The organism is Faecalibacillus sp. H12, assembly GCF_013361255.1.
GTDB lineage: Bacteria > Bacillota_I > Bacilli_A > Erysipelotrichales > Coprobacillaceae > Faecalibacillus > Faecalibacillus intestinalis.
The window spans coordinates 24,680-43,955 of sequence record NZ_JABWDK010000012.1 but is presented as its reverse complement, the minus strand read 5'-3'; the positions used below and the strand labels follow the sequence as shown (position 1 = coordinate 43,955).

The 19,276-nt window shown below is 28.7% G+C and carries 19 protein-coding genes; 18 read left to right on the top strand and 1 reads right to left on the bottom strand.

Annotated features, from left to right (window positions below; all coding sequences use genetic code 11):
• Positions 1–122 precede the first annotated feature (122 nt).
• From HUU89_RS15035 to pyk, 18 genes are all read left to right on the top strand, one after another.
• A complete protein-coding gene (locus tag HUU89_RS15035) occupies positions 123–722 on the top strand; it encodes a hypothetical protein (RefSeq protein ID WP_254697744.1) in 600 nt (199 codons plus the stop codon).
• A 69-nt stretch (positions 723–791) separates the two neighbouring features.
• Positions 792–920: a hypothetical protein gene (locus HUU89_RS15315; RefSeq protein ID WP_317992336.1), complete on the top strand. Its 129-nt coding sequence runs from the start codon at positions 792–794 to the stop codon at positions 918–920.
• Positions 921–923: 3 nt separating this feature from the next.
• Positions 924–1,112 (top strand): hypothetical protein, encoded by a 189-nt coding sequence (locus HUU89_RS15030; RefSeq protein WP_254697743.1) that lies wholly within the window; start codon positions 924–926, stop codon positions 1,110–1,112.
• Positions 1,113–1,188: 76 nt separating this feature from the next.
• Positions 1,189–1,770, top strand: a complete 582-nt coding sequence (locus HUU89_RS15025) for a class I mannose-6-phosphate isomerase (protein ID WP_254697742.1) — start codon at positions 1,189–1,191, stop codon at positions 1,768–1,770.
• A 95-nt stretch (positions 1,771–1,865) separates the two neighbouring features.
• On the top strand, positions 1,866–2,186 hold the full coding sequence (locus HUU89_RS09135; RefSeq protein ID WP_032090538.1) for a PadR family transcriptional regulator: 321 nt from the start codon (positions 1,866–1,868) through the stop codon (positions 2,184–2,186).
• Positions 2,176–3,462, top strand: coding sequence for a DUF2812 domain-containing protein (locus HUU89_RS09130; protein WP_175301583.1), 1,287 nt, complete (start codon positions 2,176–2,178; stop codon positions 3,460–3,462). The genes HUU89_RS09135 and HUU89_RS09130 overlap by 11 nt, the downstream gene beginning before the upstream one ends.
• A 90-nt stretch (positions 3,463–3,552) precedes the next feature.
• Positions 3,553–4,824: a hemolysin family protein gene (locus HUU89_RS09125; RefSeq protein WP_032090536.1), complete on the top strand. Its 1,272-nt coding sequence runs from the start codon at positions 3,553–3,555 to the stop codon at positions 4,822–4,824.
• Positions 4,825–4,852: 28 nt separating this feature from the next.
• Positions 4,853–6,160, top strand: a complete 1,308-nt coding sequence (locus HUU89_RS09120; protein ID WP_147579503.1) for a TRAM domain-containing protein — start codon at positions 4,853–4,855, stop codon at positions 6,158–6,160.
• A gap of 15 nt (positions 6,161–6,175) precedes the next feature.
• Positions 6,176–6,421, top strand: coding sequence for a TIGR03905 family TSCPD domain-containing protein (locus HUU89_RS09115; protein WP_022002938.1), 246 nt, complete (start codon positions 6,176–6,178; stop codon positions 6,419–6,421).
• Positions 6,422–6,464: 43 nt separating this feature from the next.
• Entirely contained in the window at positions 6,465–6,770 is a 306-nt protein-coding gene (locus HUU89_RS09110; protein ID WP_175301582.1) for a hypothetical protein, read from the top strand.
• A 53-nt stretch (positions 6,771–6,823) separates the two neighbouring features.
• The gene (gene dnaE, locus HUU89_RS09105; RefSeq protein ID WP_175301581.1) at positions 6,824–9,889 is read left to right on the top strand and encodes a DNA polymerase III subunit alpha; all 3,066 of its coding nucleotides are present in this window, start codon (positions 6,824–6,826) and stop codon (positions 9,887–9,889) included.
• A 1-nt stretch (position 9,890) separates the two neighbouring features.
• Positions 9,891–12,503, top strand: a complete 2,613-nt coding sequence (gene polA / locus HUU89_RS09100; protein ID WP_175301580.1) for a DNA polymerase I — start codon at positions 9,891–9,893, stop codon at positions 12,501–12,503.
• A gap of 8 nt (positions 12,504–12,511) precedes the next feature.
• Positions 12,512–13,321 (top strand): DNA-formamidopyrimidine glycosylase, encoded by an 810-nt coding sequence (gene mutM, locus HUU89_RS09095; RefSeq protein ID WP_032090531.1) that lies wholly within the window; start codon positions 12,512–12,514, stop codon positions 13,319–13,321.
• Positions 13,300–13,914, top strand: coding sequence for a dephospho-CoA kinase (coaE, locus tag HUU89_RS09090; RefSeq protein WP_254697741.1), 615 nt, complete (start codon positions 13,300–13,302; stop codon positions 13,912–13,914). The genes mutM and coaE overlap by 22 nt, the downstream gene beginning before the upstream one ends.
• Entirely contained in the window at positions 13,892–15,145 is a 1,254-nt protein-coding gene (locus HUU89_RS09085) for a DnaD domain protein (RefSeq protein WP_175301579.1), read from the top strand. Before coaE ends, HUU89_RS09085 begins: the two co-directional genes overlap by 23 nt.
• Before the next feature lie 11 nt (positions 15,146–15,156).
• Positions 15,157–16,044 (top strand): ATP-binding protein, encoded by an 888-nt coding sequence (locus HUU89_RS09080; RefSeq protein ID WP_119363707.1) that lies wholly within the window; start codon positions 15,157–15,159, stop codon positions 16,042–16,044.
• Between the two features lie 98 nt (positions 16,045–16,142).
• Entirely contained in the window at positions 16,143–17,102 is a 960-nt protein-coding gene (gene pfkA, locus HUU89_RS09075) for a 6-phosphofructokinase (protein WP_022002930.1), read from the top strand.
• A gap of 39 nt (positions 17,103–17,141) precedes the next feature.
• Positions 17,142–18,575, top strand: a complete 1,434-nt coding sequence (pyk, locus tag HUU89_RS09070; protein ID WP_032090528.1) for a pyruvate kinase — start codon at positions 17,142–17,144, stop codon at positions 18,573–18,575.
• A gap of 49 nt (positions 18,576–18,624) precedes the next feature.
• On the opposite strand, the gene HUU89_RS09065 is transcribed toward pyk, so the two are convergent.
• Positions 18,625–19,248, bottom strand: a complete 624-nt coding sequence (locus HUU89_RS09065) for a LexA family protein (RefSeq protein ID WP_022002928.1) — start codon at positions 19,246–19,248, stop codon at positions 18,625–18,627.
• Positions 19,249–19,276: the final 28 nt, after the last annotated feature.

The following is a 19,276-nucleotide window of genomic DNA, read 5'->3' as shown; positions in this document are numbered from 1 at the left end:
ATTCATATGATGATATGGGATATAATTTAAATATAAAATAACAAGTGTAAAGGAATTTAGGTGATAGTAATGAATTATGATAAATTTCCAAAAATAAATATAAGTGGATATGAAAATGAAGCTTGTATAGGCAAAACAGAAATAAAAAATATTTAGAAAATCTAGGACAAGAAGAAAATTATTGTTTAACTGTAGATTGTTATCCTGGCGTCGATGACGAAATCTTTGATTTAATTAAAGAAATTTATAAACCTGATTTCGTGATTAAAAGTGAAGATGTATTTTATGAAAAAGATGAGCTTAATAAAATGATGAACCCTTTTTTAACAGAAGATCGTGTAAGAGGAGTCATGTATTATGGAAAGATGGATGATTTTATTGATGATATAAAATTGGCTCAATATCAATCACTTGCTAGTCATAAAGGTAGAGTTTTGGTTTATGGTGTTGGAGTGAGTTACATTCATAAAGGTGATACTTTGATTTATTGTGATCTTTCTCGTTGGGAAATTCAATTGAGATATCGAAAAGGTATGCCTAATTTTAAACAAGATAATGATGATGAAGATGTTTTAAAGAAGATAAAGAGAAATTTCTTTATTGAATGGAGAATTGCTGATAAGCATAAAATGGATATTTTTGAAAATATTGATTATTTTCTTGATAGTAATCAAGAAGGAAACCCTAAAATTGTTACTGGAAATGCCTTAAAAAGTGCATAAAAAAAGACAACTCAACGACCATTTAGACTTGTTCCTTACTTTGATCCAGGAGTTTGGGGTGGACAATGGATGAAAAAGAATTGTGACCTTGATGAAAAACAAAATAACTATGCTTGGAGTTTTGATGGTGTTCCAGAAGAAAATAGTCTTTATTTTAGATTTGGAGATACACGTATAGAAATTCCAGCGATGGATTAGGTTTTGTATCAACCAGTAGAGTTGTTAGGAATGAAAAATTATTGTCGCTTTGGTGCTGAATTTCCTATTCGTTTTGATTTTCTAGATACAATTGATGGAGAAAATTTAAGTTTACAAGTGCAGCCTTTAACTGAATATATTAAATCTCATTTTGGAATGACTTATACTCAAGATGAAAGTTATTATTATTAGATTGTAAAGATGATGGTGGTGTCTATTTAGGTTTAAAAGAAGGTATTGATAAAAATCAAATGTTAACAGATTTAAAATGTGCTCAAGAAGTCATATTTCATTTAATGCTGAAAAGTATGTCAATAAGTTTCATGCTAAAAAACATGATCATTTCTTAATACCTGCAGGAACAATTCATTGTTCTTCTAAGAATTGTATGATTTTAGAGATTAGTGTTACACCTTATATTTTTACTTTTAAATTATGGAATTGGGATCGTCTAGTGTTAGATGGTTTACCTAGAGCGATTCATATTGAAGATGGTGAAAAAAATATTCAATGGAATAGAACAACATCTTGGGTTAAAGATAATTTAGTAAATCATGTTGAAGAGATTCATGATGGAGATGATTATCTTGAAGAAAGAACAGGCTTACATGAATTAGAATTTATAGAAACACGTCGTTTTACAAGTGATCATCAAACAGACCATGGATTTAATATGTTAAATTTAGTTGAAGGGCAAACAGCACTTATTGAAAGTCCTAAAAATGAATTTGAACCTTATACAGTACATTATGCAGAAACATTTACTGTTCCTGCAAATGTTAAAGAATATACAATTAGACCTTTAAATGATGAAATAATAAAAGTTATTAAAGCATATGTTAGAAATTAAGCGGGCAAAAGTCCGCTTTTATATTGCTTTTATTATCGAATATCGATATAATGAGATTGAAATATTTATCGATATTCGATAAAAGAGGTGAGAAAATGGCGAGAAAAGAATTTGAAACATTAACTCCACAAATGTTTTATATTTTACTTTCATTATATGAGCCCTTATGTGGTTTAGAAATTATGGAAAAAGTAAATGAAATGACGGAAGGTGATGTTAGCGTTGGTGCTGGAACACTTTATGCATTGTTGCCACGTTTTGAAAATATAGGATATATTCAATTATTAAAAGAAGAAAATAAAAGAAAAATATACATAATTACTCAAAAAGGAAAAGAAAGACTTGAATTAGAAAAGGAAAAGATGCAAAAACAAATTATTTTGTTTATGAAAAAGGATTATGAAGATGAAATATAAGTATACATTTTTAAAAAATAGATTGTTTTATGATGAAATATTAATTCCTTATCTAGATAAAATGTCTAAAAAAGGATGGAATCTTGTATCAGTTAATTCATTTTTTAAGTTTGAAAAATCCTCACAAGTTTATAAATATCAAGTTGACTATAATCCATTAACGGATGACTATTTAGAAACTTTAGACCATTTAGGATATGAACATGTTTGTTGTATGCAAGATATGCATATTTATCGAAATGTTAATTTAGATGCGGAAGATTTATCAAGTGATGAAGATGTTTTATGTGAGGCAAAATTAAAAATGTTTAAACCATGGGCAATTGCTATGTGCATTCTTGCGGCTATGATCTTTTATGGTTTTACAAGTTTCTTTTCTTGGTTGTACCGTTTTTCTTGGGGTTCGATATTTTTAAATTTAAATGTTTGTTTTAGTTTGTTTCTTATTTATGTAGGCTGTTTTTTATGGCTATTTGCAGCATTGTTTATTTATTTAAAGAGACGTGCTTTAAAGAAAAGAACATATTCTTATCAAAAGTTTAAATATTTAGATGGGTTTGTTCGCATTGTTATAGATATTTTAGCTATTTTGATGATTGGAATGTTATTTGTCTTGAAAATGAATAATTTAAGTTCACTTTTAAGCTTTTCGGGTTATTTTATATTAATTACATTATTTGCGACAATTATTAATACAAAAATTCCTTTAATTAAAAATCCAATCAAAAAGAAAATAGCAGTGATTGTTTCTGTTGCTGTTTTTGTAGGTGTTTACTTTTTGTATAATGAAATTGATTTTTCGAAATTAGATAAACAAGAAATGACGATCACTTTGCCAAAAAATAAAAGGATAGATGAAAATAATTCAAATTTACTTGTTGATACGACAACTTTTATTCAAAAAATCGGTAAAGATAAAGATGATGGAGAAGCAATTTATTCTTTTGAAGGTTATTATCAATGTTTAAATACTTTTGTTTCAAAAAATATTTTTAAAGAATTGGTTCTTGAACGTGAAAGACAAACAAGAATGCCAAGTGATAAAAAGATTGACCAAATCGTTGAAGAAAAAGGTTCATGGCGTAGCGATGAAATTGGGTATAATACGTATCAAAATGTTTTAAAGAAATTTAAAAAAAGAAAATCAATGTATTTTGATCAAGTTGTTGAAATTGGTCATTATCAATTAGGAATCAAAGGTAAAAAAGTGTTAATTGTATATGATGAAGATATTGATGATTTTTATCATCATTACATAAACTTTATACAAAAATAATGGAATATTGACAAATTTTTGTAATTATACTATTATAATTTTCAATAATAGAATCAAAGGAGAAATGTAAAAGTGGATTCTGCCCAGATAATGAATATCATATCATTAATCATTTTATTAATTTTATCATCGTTGTTTTCTTGTAGTGAAACAGCTTTTTTATCGGTAAGTAAAATTAAAATACGTACACTTGCTGAAGAAGGAAATAAAAAAGCAAAATTAGTAGAGTCTTTATTAGATGATCAAGATCGTTTATTAAGTGCTATTTTAGTAGGAAACAACCTAGTAAATATCGGTGCTTCGTCACTTACAACAGCAACGATTATGGCTATTTTTGGAGATGGTGCACAAACAGTTGCAATCGCAACAGGTGTTGTAACATTGTGTATTTTGATTTTTGGTGAAATCACGCCTAAATCTCTTGCTACTCAAAACGCTGATAAATTAGTTTTTGCTTTAGCACCATTTATTCGTTTTGTTTGTGTAATTACTAAACCAGTTGTTTTTGTGTTGAATATTATTACAGGATTTATTATTAAACTTTTAGGTGGTAATCAAGAACATGGCCCTAGTTTAACTGAAGAAGAATTGAAAACAATTGTAACAGTTGGACATGAAGAAGGTGTTCTAGAAAAAGAAGAAAAAGAAATGATACATAATGTTTTTGAATTTGGTGAAACTGAAATCAAAGAGATTATGACACCACGTATTCATGTTGAAAGTTTACCGGATGATTGTACGTATGATGAATTAATGAATGTTTATCATGATGCACAGTATTCTAGATATCCTATTCATGATGAGTCTTTTGATGAAATTATTGGTGTTTTAAATATGAAAGATTTGTTGTTTATCGATATTGATAAAGAACATTTTGATGTTAAAAAGTATATGAGAGAGACTTTTGTGGTCTATGAATTTAATCAAGTCAATGATGTTTTTGCTTCAATGAGAAAGGAACATGCAACACTTGCTATTGTATTAGATGAATATGGTGTTATGAGTGGAATTGTTACTTTTGAGGATATTGTTGAAGAAATCGTTGGTGAAATTGATGATGAATATGATGATGCAAGTGATGATATTGTTAAAATCAATGATCATGAGTATTTAGTAGATGGTAGTTTAAATTTAAATGAGGTCAATGATGAAATTGATACTCATTTTGAATCGGAAGATTTTGAATCAATCGGTGGTCTTGTTTTAGGAGAGTTTAGTGGTGTTCCTAAAATAAAAGATAAAATTGAATTTCCAGGAGTTACAATTATTATCGAAAAGATGCATAAGAATCGAATTGAACTTCTTAGATTAATAATACATGAAATGAAAGAAGAGGAAGAAGGAGAGGAAAAACATCAATAAGATGCTTTTCCTTTTTTAAGGAGGCTATATGAAAACAACAGTTGAAATAAAAAAAATGGGAATCAATGGAGAAGGTATTGGTTACATTAATCGTAAAATTGTCTTTATTAAAGGGGCATTATTAAATGAAGAAGTAGAAATTGATGCCAAACAATACAATAATAAAAATTATTATTTTGGTGATTTAATTAGAGTCATTAAACCTTCACCAATGCGTGTTAAAAATCCATGTCGTGCGAATAAAGAATGTATGGGATGTAATTTATTACATTATGCTTACCCAGCACAATTAAAACATAAAAAAGATTTAATTAAAGAATCTTTAAAGAAGTATACAGAATTAGATCGTTCACAAATTAAGATTGATCAAATTATTGGGATGAATCAAAAAAATGGTTTCCTTACACAAGCCAATTTACCTATTGTAGATTTTAAAGGAAAAGTTACTTTTGGAATTTATCAAAGAGAAACAAAATATTTAACAGTGATGACAGGGTGTATGAAACAACATCCATTAATTAATCAAACATTATTACAATTAGAAGAAGTTTTTAATAATCATCAATGTAAAACATATAATGATAAATTTAGAACAGGTTTAAGATTTATTAAATTACGTGTTTTCCAAGATAAAGTACAAGTCATCATTATTACAGGGAAAGACGGTTTAAAAGATGAAGTGGTAAGTGATATTAAAAAACTAAAACAAGTCAATGGTTTATTTATGTCAATTAATACTTCTAAATATCAAGATTTTGAAAGTCAAGGTTATAAGAAGATTTTTGGAAATACGAAAGAAGAATTTATTTGTGATGGTAAAAAATATATTATGTCTGTTAAAACAACTTTACCAGATCATTTAGAATCTTTTGAAATTAGAAATAAGATTGTTAAAACAATGGTTAAAGGAAGTAAAAAGATTATTTCTATTAATTGTGAAAATGGTATTTTAGAAATGAATTTAGATCAAGAAGTTGTTGCTATTGATGAAAAGAAAGATAATATTGAAAGTGCTACTTATAATGCTAAATTATTAGGAAAAGAAAATATTAAATTTGTTTATGGTCAACCAATTAAGAAAATGGTTACTTTTGCAAAAAAGAAAGTGTATGATACAGTGATTATTCAAGGAGTCAATGGGATTTCTAATGAATTAAAGGATACTTTAAGACTTGGAAAAGTACAAACAGTCATTTATATGAATTCTTCTACATCTATGCTTGCAAAAGATTTGCAAGAATTATCAAAATATTATAAAGTAGAAGAGATCAAAGCAGTAGATAGTCATATGTATCAATCATATGTGACATCAATTGCTAAACTTACAAGAAAATAGGAAGAAGGAATAAAAATGGAATACGATTATACACCAAGAGGTGTCTGTTCAAGAAATATCCATGTAGAAGTTGAAGATGGGATTGTTAAAAATGTTATCTTTACAGGTGGATGTTCAGGAAATACTCAAGGAGTTGCTGCACTAGCAAAGGGTATGAAAGTTGATGAAGTTATTGAACGTTTAAAAGACATCAAATGTGGAGCAAAACCAACAAGTTGTCCAGCACAGCTTGCAAAAAGTTTACAAGAGCATGCTAAATAAGTGCTCTTTTTTTGTTTTTTTCATAAAATAAAATGGTGGTGTTATGTTAATTAGAATCAAAAAAATGCAGTTTCTAGTAGGGATTTGTTTGATTTTGCAAATTATTTTGTCTTCGTTATTTTTACCTTTTCATTTTATAGCGATGTTTTTTTCTATTGTCATTATCATTTGGCAAAGAAGATTTTGTGTTTTACAGATTCGTTATCATTACTATGCAGTTATTTTATATATCTATAGGTTGTTTGTTATGCTTGTTTTAACGTATTCTTTTTTTGAAATGTTGTATTTATTTTTAACTTTATATGTTGGTTTGATTTTAATTTTATTATCTTTGAAAACATTTTTGTAATTCTTTTAATCAAGGATGATTTAGCGTATAATATGGAAAAAGGTGGTGGCAACATGATTGGTGAATTGAATATCTATAGTTGTTATAGTTTTCAAAATAGTACGATTTTGATTCAAGATTTATGTAAAAGAGCGAAAGAATTGCATATGGAAGCATTGGCTTTAACAGATATCAATAATATGTATGGTGCGATTGAATTTTCTAATGCTTGTCATCATTATGACATCAAACCTATTTTTGGAATGCAAGGGGATGTACTTATTGATCAAGAAGTTTATCCTTTTTTATTCTATGCAAAAGATCAAATTGGTTATCATGATTTAATGAAAATATGTAGTGATATTAATTTAAGTGAACGTAAAGCGATTGAATTAGAAAGATTATCTTTATATCGTGAACATCTTTTTATTCTTTCTGGATGTAAAGAAGGAATTGTTGAAAGGCTTGTTTTAAAAGAGTTAGAATCTGAGGCTTTAAAATATATTGCGTTATTTAAAAAAATGTTTAAAGATAATTATTATATTTGTATTCAAGATCATCATTTAAAAATGCAATCATTTTTAAATGAACGTTTAAAAGCACTTGCCACTTTACAAGAAGTGAAGGTTTGTGCTTCGAATGAAGTATGTTATTTATATCCACAAGATGCTATAGCGGTTGATTTAATGCAAGCAAGTATCCATGGCGAAAAAATTGATCGAAATTATAAAGTACAAACAAATCAGATGTATTTAAAAGATGCTTATGAGATGTCTTTATTGTTTGATCGCGAAATTATAGAAAATACAAATGATTTGTTAAGAAGATGCAATGTCACTATTGAAACCAATCAAATGCATTTACCACACTATCCTTTACCTGAAAATGTGACGAGCCAAAATTATTTACAGCAACTTTGTATTGTTGGTTTAAAGAAAAGATTTAAAGGAAAAGAAGTTCCTAGAACTTATATAGAACGTTTAAAAAAAGAATTAAAAGTCATTGCTAAAATGGGATTCAATGATTATTTTTTGATTGTTTTTGATTATGTAAGATTTGCGAAAACACATGATATTCAAGTCGGTCCAGGAAGAGGAAGTGCTGCTGGAAGTTTAGTGAGTTATGTTTTAGGAATCACGAATATTGATCCTTTAAAATATGATTTATTATTTGAACGTTTTTTAAATGAAGAGCGTGTTTCAATGCCTGATATTGATATTGATTTTCAAGATGATAAAAGAGATGAAGTTGTTAAATATGTTACAGAAAAGTATGGACAAGAACATGTTGGACAAATTGTTACTTTTGCTACCTATGGGCCTAAGGTTGCTTTAAGAGATTTAGGAAAAGTCGTTTCAGTTCCTTTACCTAAATTAGAAATGATGTCAAAGTATATTCCAACACAAGGAAAAAATAGAAAAACAGTAAAAGAAGTTTATGAATCTTCCTATGCTTTTGCAAGTATGGTCAATCAAGAAGAAATGTTACGAAAGATTTTACCGGCAATCTATCTTGTAGAACATTTACCACGTAATATTTCAATGCATGCTGCAGGGGTCGTTTTATCAGGAGATTGTTTAAATGAAGTGGTTCCTCTAACAAAAGGTCCTAATCAAAATGTATTGACACAGTATTCTAAAAATTATATTGAAAGTGTTGGTTTATTAAAAATGGATTTTTTAGGATTGAAGAATTTAACTGTAATTTCTGATATTTTAAAAAATATTGAAAAGTATGAAGGTGTTCATTTAAATTTAAATACGATTCCTTTAAATGATGAAAAAACATTTAAGATGTTATCAAATGGAGATACGTTAGGTGTTTTTCAATTAGAATCACCAGGGATGAAGAATTTATTTAGAAAATTAAAGCCAAGCAGTATTGAAGATATTGGAGCTGCCAATGCTTTATATAGACCAGGACCTATGTCACAAATTCCTCATTATATTGCTCGAAAATTTCATCAAGAAAAAGTGGAATACCCACATGATGATTTAAAAGATATTTTAAAATCAACGTATGGTATTATTATTTATCAAGAACAATTAATGCAAGTAGCACAAAAAATTGCTGGTTTTTCACTTGCTAAAGCAGATATATTAAGACAAGCAACTTCTAAAAAGACACTTGGGTTAATGGAATCAATGAAAGAGGAATTTATAAGTGGTGCTTTAAAAAATAGTTATGAAAAAAATCAGGCGGAATATATCTTTGGATTAATTGAAAAGTTTGCAGATTATGGCTTTAATAAAGCTCATGCAATTGCCTATGGTTTAATTGGTTATCAACTTGCGTATTTAAAAGCTAATTATCCCTTATCTTTTTATGGAGCAATTCTTTCTAATGAACAAAATAGTGATGTTCATAAAATGGAATATATTGCAGAAGCTAAAAAATATCAAATTAGAATTTTACCGCCATCCATTAATTATTCTGAACATTATTTTAAACAAGTAGAAGGTGATTTACGTTTTTCTTTGTTAGCTATTAAAAATGTAGGACAGGCAGGTTATCTAGCAATTGTTGAAGAAAGACAAAAGAATGGCTTGTTTAAAGATATTTTTGATTTTGTTTCGCGAATGGAAGGAAAGAAAATCACGAGTTTAATGTTAGAAAGTTTAATTGATGCGGGTGCTTTTGATGAATTTGGACTTAATCGTGCGACTTTAAAAGCTAATTTAGAAAAGATTACAGAGTATGCACATTTAAAAAATATGATTGGTATTGATGAACCACCTATTTTAGAAATTATTAAAGAAAATAAAATGGTGCGTTTAGAATTAGAAAAGAAAGCGATAGGTGTGTATTTAACACAACATCCTTTAGCTTATATGAAACAAAAAATCAATCAACCAATTCTTGCAGTCGCAAATTTAAATGAGTATGTCTCAAAAAATGTGAGAGTATTATTATCTTTATTAAGGGTCAAAGTGATCGTTGATAAAAAAGGAAATGAAATGTGTTTTATTGAAGGATTTGATGAAACAGGAAATGTTGAGGGAGTCGTTTTTTCTTCAACGTATCAAAGATATAAGACATTATTAGAAAAAAATAAGATTGTATGTATTGAAGGAAAGATGAATTATCGAGATAAGCTTTCTTTAGTGGTACAAAATGTTAAAGAAGTAAATGAGGTATAAAATGGAAAAATTAGTTGTAATAGATGGGAATTTTTGGTTATTTAGTTGTTATTATGCAACAGCTGCTATGGGGAATTTAATGGTCAATAAAGATGGTGTACCAACCAATGCAGTTTATGGTTTTGCTAATAGATTAGAAAGTTTATTGAAACAAAATCCTGAGTATATTGTGGTTGCTTTTGATGCAAAAGGGAAGACTTTTAGAAGTGAGCTATTGGAAGAATATAAAGGGACAAGAAAGCCAACACCGGATGAACTTGTTTGTCAGTTTTCAATGATTAGAGAATATTTAGAAGCTCATCATATTCCTTATATTGAAAAAGAAGGATATGAAGGTGATGATATTATTGGAACAATTTCTAAAAAAGCGTCAAGTCAAGGCATGGAAGTAGCTGTTTATACAAATGATAAAGATATGATGCAATTGATCGATTCAAATGTTAAACAATACAAAAAGCCTCAAAAGACCAATGATTATGAAGTTATTACAGTTGAAAGTTTTAAAGAAAAATATAATTTAGAACCTGATCAAATGAGAGATCTTTTAGGTCTTATGGGAGACAGTGCTGATAATATTCCAGGAATTCCAGGAATTGGTGAAAAAACGGCTTTGAAGTTATTAAATCAATATGGGACAATAGAAAATCTAAAGGAACATATGGATGAATTAAAAGGTAAAATGGGTGAGAAAGTTAGAACGAATATTGAATTGGGCCTTTTATCTAAAAAGATTGCCACAATTATAACAGATGCACCTGTTGAATTAGATTTAGATGCTTGGAAATATGAAGGACAAGAATATAATGATGATCTTGCAGAGTTTTACAGACGTTATGATATGAATTCTTTACTTAAAAGAATGTCTCTTTCTACAGAAACAAAACAAAGTAAACCTTTAGAATATAAAATTGTTGAAACTTTGCCAAATATTAAAAAGAATACAGCTTTAATTGTAGGAGTCTATGATACGAATTATCATAAATCGGCTATTTTGGGATTTGGTCTTTATAATAAAGATGAAGCCTATTATATTTCTTTAGAAAATGCTATGCATGATGAAAACTTTAAGTCTTTCTTAAAAGATGAAAAGATTGAAAAATATGGTTATGATATAAAAAAATGTATCAATGCTTGTCGTTGGCATGGATTAGAAGTTAAAGGGTATACTTTTGATTTACAGCTTGCTTCTTATATTTTAAATCCTTCTTTAAAAGATGAAATTAAAATCGTTTGTGATTATTATCAATATTTTAATTTACAATTTGATGAGGAAGTTTTTGGAAAAGGTGCTAAAAAACATGTTCCTGAAGAAGATGTCTTATCGAAACATTATGTTTTACAAGCTAAAGCAATTTATGAATTAAAAAATGAAGCAGAACAAAGATTGAAAAAAGATCAACAATTTGATTTATACAAAAATGTTGAAATGCCTGTAGCGTATATTTTAGCGGATATGGAATTTCAAGGAGCTAAAATGGATAAAGATGTTTTAAAACAATTAGGAGATACTTTTAAAGGACAAATTGATCAATTAGAAAAAGAAATTTATTTATTGGCACATAAAGAATTTAATATTTCATCTCCTAAACAATTAGGAGAAGTTCTTTTTGAGGATTTAGGATTACCTAATGGTAAGAAAACAAAAACAGGTTATTCCACATCAGTAGATGTTTTAAATAAATTAAAAAATGTTCATCCAATTATTGATAAAGTTCTAAATTATCGTACATTAAGTAAACTTTATTCAACTTATATTATTGGGTTACAAGAACAAATCTTTATTGATGGAAAGACACATACTATTTATAATCAAGCTTTAACTCAAACAGGACGTTTATCATCAACAGATCCTAACTTACAAAATATACCAGTCAAAACAGAAGCAGGAAAACTTATTAGAAAAGCGTTTGTTCCTGAATATGATTATTTAATATCTTTTGATTATTCGCAAATTGAATTACGTGTACTTGCTCATCTAGCCAATGTCGCAAGTTTAATAGATGCCTTTAATCATGATAAAGATATTCATCGTCATACCGCAAGTGTTGTTTTTGGTGTAAGTGAAGAAGAGGTTACATCAACAATGAGACGAAATGCAAAAGCTGTTAACTTTGGAATTATTTATGGAATGTCTGATTATGGCTTGGCTGAACAATTAGGTGTCACTGTTAAAGAAGCTAAATCATTTATTGAAAAATATTTTGAAAAATATGCTGAGATTAAAGACTATATGAATAAAAGCATTGCTTTTGGAAAAGAAAATGGTTATGTTTCAACTGTCTTAAATAGAAAAAGATATATTCCAGAAATCAATGAAAAGAATTATATGAGACAAGAATTTGGAAAAAGATTAGCGATGAATTCTCCAATTCAAGGATCAGCCGCTGATATTATCAAGCTTGCAATGATCAAAGTGGATCAATTATTAAAAGAAAATCATATGAAATCAAAAATGATTTTACAAGTACACGATGAGTTGATTTTTGATGTTTATCAAGATGAATTGGATAAAATGATGAAACTTGTAAAAGAAGGAATGGAAAGTGCCTATCAAATGAAAGTGGAATTAAAAGCGGAAGGAACATACGCTAAAAATTGGTATGAGTTAAAGTAGGTGAAAAAATGCCAGAATTACCAGAAGTTGAAACGGTTCGACGAACATTAGAAAATTTTATTTTAAATAAAAAAATTGAAGATATAAAAATTTTATATCCTAAAATCATTGATGATGATCAAGAAGAGTTTGTGCAAACTTTAAAAAATAAGACTTTTAAAGAGATTGATCGTGTAGGGAAATATTTGATTTTTAAATTGGAGGATGTTGCCTTTATTTCTCATCTTAGAATGGAAGGAAAGTATCAAATATGTAAAAAAGGGGATATACTTTCTAAACATGACCATGTTATCTTTGTATTAGATGAGGGCATGGAGTTAAGATATAATGATGTTAGAAAGTTTGGAAGAATGAAGTTGGTGGATCATGATGATTATAAAAATCAACTGCCTTTAAGTAAATTAGGCCCTGAACCTTTTGAAATAGATTACTTAGAGCTTTATCAAAAACTTAAAAAGAAAAATAAAGCGATTAAAACAGTTCTTCTAGATCAAAGTATTATGACAGGGATAGGAAATATTTATGCAAATGAAATTTGTTATCAAATGCATTTAAATCCTTATACTAAAGCCAATGTTTTAAGTAAAAAGAGAGTTAAAGAATTAGTGGATGTTGCTTGTGAGATTTTAAATAAAGCTATTTTACAAGGTGGAACGACAATTCACTCTTTTAGTGCTAATGGAATTGATGGTTTGTTTCAAGTGCAATTAAAAGTGCATATGCAAAAGCATTGTCCATTAGGACATGAGATAAAAAAAGTAATGATTAATGAAAGAGGAACATATTATTGTCCAATATGTCAAAAGGCAAAACGATGAAAGTATACGGAATAACAGGAAGTATTGCATGTGGGAAATCGAAAGTCACACATTATTTAATAGAAAGAGGTTATCTTGTTGTTGATGCGGATTTGATTTCAAGAAATGCTCTAACAATTGATCAAGAATGTATTTTGAAGGTTCAAGAGTTATTTGGATGTGTTAAAGATGGAATTGTTGATCGAAAGGCATTAGGAAGAATTGTTTTTCATGATAAAAATGCTAAAAAACAGTTAGAGGCTATTATACATCCTTATGTGATTTTAAAAATGAAGGAAGAAATTGAAAAAAATAAAGAGAGAGATTGTATCTTTTTAGATATTCCTTTATTATATGAGTCTCATTTAGAATATTTGTGTGATGAAATTATTGTTGTTTATTTAGATGAACAAAGACAAGTTCAAAGATTGATGGCAAGAGATCATATTGATGAAAGTTATGCTTATACAATTATCAATAACCAAATTTCTTCTTTAAAGAAAAGAGAAATGGCTGATATTGTTTTTGATAACAATCAAGGGATAGAAGAGTTATATAAACAAATTGATGAATTTATAGAAAGGATCAGTCATGAAGAAATTATTAACGAGTGATGTTTATCAAGTAAGAAGTAGTTATATGCTTGATTTAACAGGTTATAAAACAGTTTTACAACTTTATCAACCATTGATTGGGATGGAAGCTACTGCTCTTTATCTAACACTCAATAGTGAATTGGATCAAATGACACTTACAAAAAGTCCTTCTTTGATTTCTAGATTATGTAAATTATCAGGATTTTCATTAAATTCTTTACAGGAATCTTTTGATAAGTTAGAAGCTGTAGGACTTGTATGTTCATATGTTAAACAAACGAATGATAATCGTTATCTTTTTGATTTGAAAATGCCGTTATCACCTCAAGAATTTATTAATCATCAAATTCTTGATCGTTTATTGAAAGATAGATTGAAAGATGAATATGAAAAAACAATAGCGATTTTTCAAACGTATAATGTTAATTTAAATGATTATCAAGAAATGACATCATCGTTTACAGATGTTTTTGAAATTCATCATCATGAAAAAAATATATTAAAAGAAAAAAAATATAAACAAAAAATACAAAATTCTATTGAAAATAGTTATGATCTAACGTTGTTTTATCAAGGCATTGAAAATTTACAATTATCTAAGAAAATGTTTGATCAAGAAGATGAAAAAATAATTCAACAATTAGGAATCTTATATCATATCAATGCTTTAGATATGCAAGATCTTGTCAAACAATCAATGATTGAAAATCATTTAAATAGTCGGTTATTGGCTCAAAACTGCCGAAACTATTATGATTTAAAAATGCCAGAAAAATTTACAGAGGTATTTCATAAGCAATCACCTTTGCTTCAAAGTGAAAAACAGGGAGAATCTTCTTTACAAAAACATATTTATTATTTAGAAAATATTTCACCTTATGATTTATTAAAAGATAAAATGGGTGGTAAAGAACCATTAAAAAGAGATCTTCAAGTTGTCGAATCTGTTTTAACAACGTTACAATTAGAGCCAGGAGTTGTCAATGTCTTAATAGAAACAACACTTCAAAAGTGTAATCAATCATTACCTAAAAATTTTATAGAAGCTTTAGGAAGTCAATGGAAAAGAAAAAAAATAAAAACAGTTCAAGAAGCGATAGAAGAAGGAAAAGTTTATTTGAAATATCAAAATCAACAACATCATGACTGGGATGATTTTACAAAAGATATTCAAATTGTTTCTCAAGAAAAATCAACAGCTGATAATATTGATGAAGATGCTCTTGCAATGTTAGAAAAATATGACTAGGAGGAGAAAAAATGCAAAGTTTACAAGATTTACATTTATTTGATGATGATCAAAATTTTCAAAAACAAAAAGAAGAAAGTATCAATGAACTTATAAAGGATCCTTACATAATGAAAGTTTTATCTGATGGACAAGTAGGACGAGATTTTATAGAAGAAAATTGGGTTGAATTTTTAGATTTTCAAGAAGATGTGCAAAAATGTAAAGATTGTATGGGGCTTTATCAATGTCATAAAGTTTCTAAAGGAATGAAGCAAGCGGTTCATGTTGAAAATCATCATTTAAAAACAGTACTTGTCCCTTGTAAGTATGGAAAAGAAATATTAGAAAAGCAAAATATTTTAAGTCATATTACTGTTTCAAATGTGAGTGATGATTTATTATTATCTGATTTAAAATCAATTAAAGATATTATGAACAAAGAACTTGCAAGTACAATTGATCATTTTTTATCGAATACGTCAAAAAAAGGTTTATTTATTTGTGGGCCATCTGGTTGTGGAAAATCAACATTAGCTGGTTTTTTAACAAGATCACTTGCTAAACAAGGATATCATTTAGGATATGTGCATTTTCCTACATATTTAATCGATTTAAAGAATTCTTTTAATGAATTTGGAAATGATAATAATATAGAGGAACTTCGTAATGTAGATTATTTAGTGATTGATGATCTAGGTGGAGAAAATGTAACAGGCTGGTCAAGAGATGAAGTTTTAGCAGCTGTATTGACATATCGTAATCAAAATAAAAAGATAACGTTATTTACCAGTCAATACACCCAAGATGATTTAATTAAAATCTATACTTTGAAAAAAGATGCTCGCGAAAAAATAAAAGTAGAGCGCTTACTTAACACAATATTTACAATGAGTATGCCAATTATGATAAAACAATAAGATTTAGCATAATAAATGTGTAAAAATTCTTGTAGAAAAGTCATGATTTGTGCTAAAATCACTATGTATGAAATGTTATGAAATAGGGAGTGAACATTATGGTTAAATGTATAGGAGTTTTAACTTCTGGAGGAGATGCTCCAGGAATGAACGCTGCTGTAAGAGCAGTAGCGCGTACATGCTTAAATAAAGGAATTGAAGTATATGGTGTAAAACTTGGTTATAAAGGATTACACGATGGAGAATTTATTAAGTTTGATCGTCATAGCACACGTAACATTATTAATATTGGTGGTACTATGTTAAAATCAGCAAGATTCCCTGAATTCAAAGATCCTGAAGTAAGAAAAGAAGCAATTGAAAAAATGAAAGAAGTAGGAATGGAAGCTTTAGTTGTTATCGGTGGTGACGGAAGTTACAATGGTGCATTAAAGTTAACTGAAATGGGTATCAACTGTATCGGTATTCCAGGAACAATTGATAATGATATTCCTGATACTGATCATACAATTGGATTTGATACTGCATTAAATACAATTGTTGATGCATTAGACAAATTAAGAGATACATCAAGTTCTCATCAAAGATGTACTATTCTTGAAGTTATGGGACGTAGATGTGGAGATTTAGCTATCAATGCAGGTATCGCTGATGGTGCTGAAATGGTAATCACTAGTGAAATTGGTTTTGATGAAAATAAAGTAATTGAAGTATTAAAAGCTTCAAAAGCATCTGATAAAAAACATGCAATCGTTGTTATTACAGAACATATTACAGATGTACATGAATTAGCTAAAAAAGTTGAAGCTGCAACTGGTTTTGAAACTCGTGCAAACGTTTTAGGACATATGCAACGTGGTGGTAGACCATCAGCAAGAGATAGAGTTCTTGCTTCAAGAATGGGTGTTTATGCCGTTGAATTACTTGAAGCTGGAAAAGGTGGTTTATGTGTAAGTGAAGTAAATGGTCAAATCAAAGGATTACCAATTACTGAAGTATTAGGACATAAACGTGAAACTGACTTTAGTATTTACGAAGATGCTATTAAACTTCGTTAATATAAACTTAAATGAAAATATGATTGTGAGGATATTAGGATGGTATTAGAAAAAGAAAGAAAAAAGAAAACACGTATTGTGTGTACAATTGGGCCAGCTTCTGAAGATAAAAAAGTCTTAACTAAATTAGTTCAAGCTGGTATGAACGTAATGAGATTAAACTTCTCTCATGGTGATTTCGAAGAACATGGGGGAAGAATTAAAACTTTAAGAGAAATCAACAAAGAATTAAACAAAAACGTAGCTATCTTATTAGATACTAAAGGACCTGAAATTAGAACTGGTGATTTCGTTGGTGGAAAAACTGAATTCAAAAAAGGTCAAGTTTCTACTATCTGTGTAGAAGATATTGAAGGAACAAGTGAAAGATTTACAATCACTTATAAAGATTTATATAAAGATGTTAAACCAGGTGGTTTCATCTTAGTAAACGATGGTCAAGTTGAATTATTAGTTGATCATGTTGATGGTACTGATATCGTATGTATCTGTGCTAACGATGGTGTTGTTAAAAACAAACGTGGAATCAACGTTCCAGGAATCAAATTAGGATTCGATTACTTATCAGAAAAAGATATCGGAGATTTAACTTTTGGTTGTCAACAAGGTGTTGATTTCATCGCTGCATCATTCGTAAGACGTCCACAAGATGTTTTAGATGTTAAAAAATTATTAATTGAAAACGGTCGTCCTGAAATTCAAATCATCGCTAAAATCGAAAACAGCGAAGGTGTTGAAAACATGGATGAAATCTTAAAAGTTGCTGATGGTATCATGGTTGCTCGTGGTGACTTAGGTGTAGAAATTCCTGCTGAAGATGTACCATTAATTCAAAAAGAATTAATCAATAAATGTCGTGCTGCAGGTAAAATCGTTATCACTGCTACTCAAATGTTAGATAGTATGCAAGAAAACCCAAGACCAACACGTGCTGAAGTATCTGACGTTGCTAACGCAATCTATGATGGTACTGATGCAATCATGTTATCTGGTGAATCTGCTCAAGGTAAATATCCAGTAGAAGCTGTTGAAACTATGACTAAAATTGCTTTAAAAACTGAAGGAACTTTAGATTATGCTTCATTACAAAGAAAAGCAATCAGAACTGCTTCATTAGATCAAAGTGAAGCTATCTGTATGTCAGTTGCTGAAATCGCATCTAAATTCAACGTTGCTGCAATCGTTGCATTCACTGATTCAGGATTTACAGCTAGAAAAATGTCTAGATATCGTACTAAATCTATGATTATTGCTGCTACTCCAAATGAACAAACTACAAGAGCATTAGCTATTAACTGGGGTGTTAAATCAGTATTATGTAAACAAATGGATACAAGAGCTGCTATGATTGAATATGCTCAAGTTATCGCTAAAGAAAACTTAGTTGAACCAGGTGAACAAATCATTGTTACTGCTGGTACACCAGGTGTTGCTGGAACTACTTCTTACTTAGAATTAATTACAGTAAAATAATTAAAATTAATAAAAAAAGCTCCGTTTCATTTGAAACGGAGTTTTAATTTTAGTTTCTTTTAGAAATAACAAGGGCAAGTTTTCCAATGATTTTAAATTCATGATAATTATATTCATTAATAATAATTGGAGAATATTTATCATTTGCAGGTTGTAAAATAATACAATTTTGTTTAGAATCATTAAAATATTTTTTACATGTTGCAATATTATCTTCAATGCCAAAACATCCCACATCACCATTATTAAGTTGCTGTGTCTTTTCAAAAATAATAAGATCCCCAGATTGAATATTTTCATCAATCATACTATCTCCATCAGCATATTGACAAAAGTAATCCTTTCGAGAACTTAATAGAGATTCAGGTAAAGAAATATATTCTTCAATATTGTCTTCAACAAAAATACCATCTCCACAACAAACATCACTATATAAGGGAATATCTATATTATGACTATGTCCATGATAGGCTGGCTCATCAATACCTAATAAATAATTAGGAGTAACATTAAATATTTCTGCAAGTCGGGAAAGTGTTTCCTTTTTTAAATTTGGAACACGTCCGTTTTCATATTTTGCAATTGCTGATTTTTGAACACCGAGCATTTCTCCTAGTTGTTGTTGAGTTAAACCCTTTTCTTTTCTTAATTTTTTAATACGTTCACCTGTCATCTAATCACTCCTTGTGTCTTAATATTAC

Bases quoted from the DNA above. Each gene is read 5' to 3' on its own strand.
- HUU89_RS15315 (WP_317992336.1), top strand. From the start codon at position 792: ATGAAAAAGAATTGTGACCTTGATGAAAAACAAAATAACTATGCTTGG.
- HUU89_RS15025 (WP_254697742.1), top strand. From the start codon at position 1,189: ATGTGCTCAAGAAGTCATATTTCATTTAATGCTGAAAAGTATGTCAAT.
- HUU89_RS09135 (WP_032090538.1), top strand. From the start codon at position 1,866: ATGGCGAGAAAAGAATTTGAAACATTAACTCCACAAATGTTTTATATT.
- HUU89_RS09130 (WP_175301583.1), top strand. From the start codon at position 2,176: ATGAAATATAAGTATACATTTTTAAAAAATAGATTGTTTTATGATGAA.
- HUU89_RS09125 (WP_032090536.1), top strand. From the start codon at position 3,553: ATGAATATCATATCATTAATCATTTTATTAATTTTATCATCGTTGTTT.
- HUU89_RS09120 (WP_147579503.1), top strand. From the start codon at position 4,853: ATGAAAACAACAGTTGAAATAAAAAAAATGGGAATCAATGGAGAAGGT.
- HUU89_RS09115 (WP_022002938.1), top strand. From the start codon at position 6,176: ATGGAATACGATTATACACCAAGAGGTGTCTGTTCAAGAAATATCCAT.
- HUU89_RS09110 (WP_175301582.1), top strand. From the start codon at position 6,465: ATGTTAATTAGAATCAAAAAAATGCAGTTTCTAGTAGGGATTTGTTTG.
- dnaE (WP_175301581.1), top strand. From the start codon at position 6,824: ATGATTGGTGAATTGAATATCTATAGTTGTTATAGTTTTCAAAATAGT.
- polA (WP_175301580.1), top strand. From the start codon at position 9,891: ATGGAAAAATTAGTTGTAATAGATGGGAATTTTTGGTTATTTAGTTGT.
- mutM (WP_032090531.1), top strand. From the start codon at position 12,512: ATGCCAGAATTACCAGAAGTTGAAACGGTTCGACGAACATTAGAAAAT.
- coaE (WP_254697741.1), top strand. From the start codon at position 13,300: ATGTCAAAAGGCAAAACGATGAAAGTATACGGAATAACAGGAAGTATT.
- HUU89_RS09085 (WP_175301579.1), top strand. From the start codon at position 13,892: ATGAAGAAATTATTAACGAGTGATGTTTATCAAGTAAGAAGTAGTTAT.
- HUU89_RS09080 (WP_119363707.1), top strand. From the start codon at position 15,157: ATGCAAAGTTTACAAGATTTACATTTATTTGATGATGATCAAAATTTT.
- pfkA (WP_022002930.1), top strand. From the start codon at position 16,143: ATGGTTAAATGTATAGGAGTTTTAACTTCTGGAGGAGATGCTCCAGGA.
- pyk (WP_032090528.1), top strand. From the start codon at position 17,142: ATGGTATTAGAAAAAGAAAGAAAAAAGAAAACACGTATTGTGTGTACA.
- HUU89_RS09065 (WP_022002928.1), bottom strand. From the start codon at position 19,248: ATGACAGGTGAACGTATTAAAAAATTAAGAAAAGAAAAGGGTTTAACT.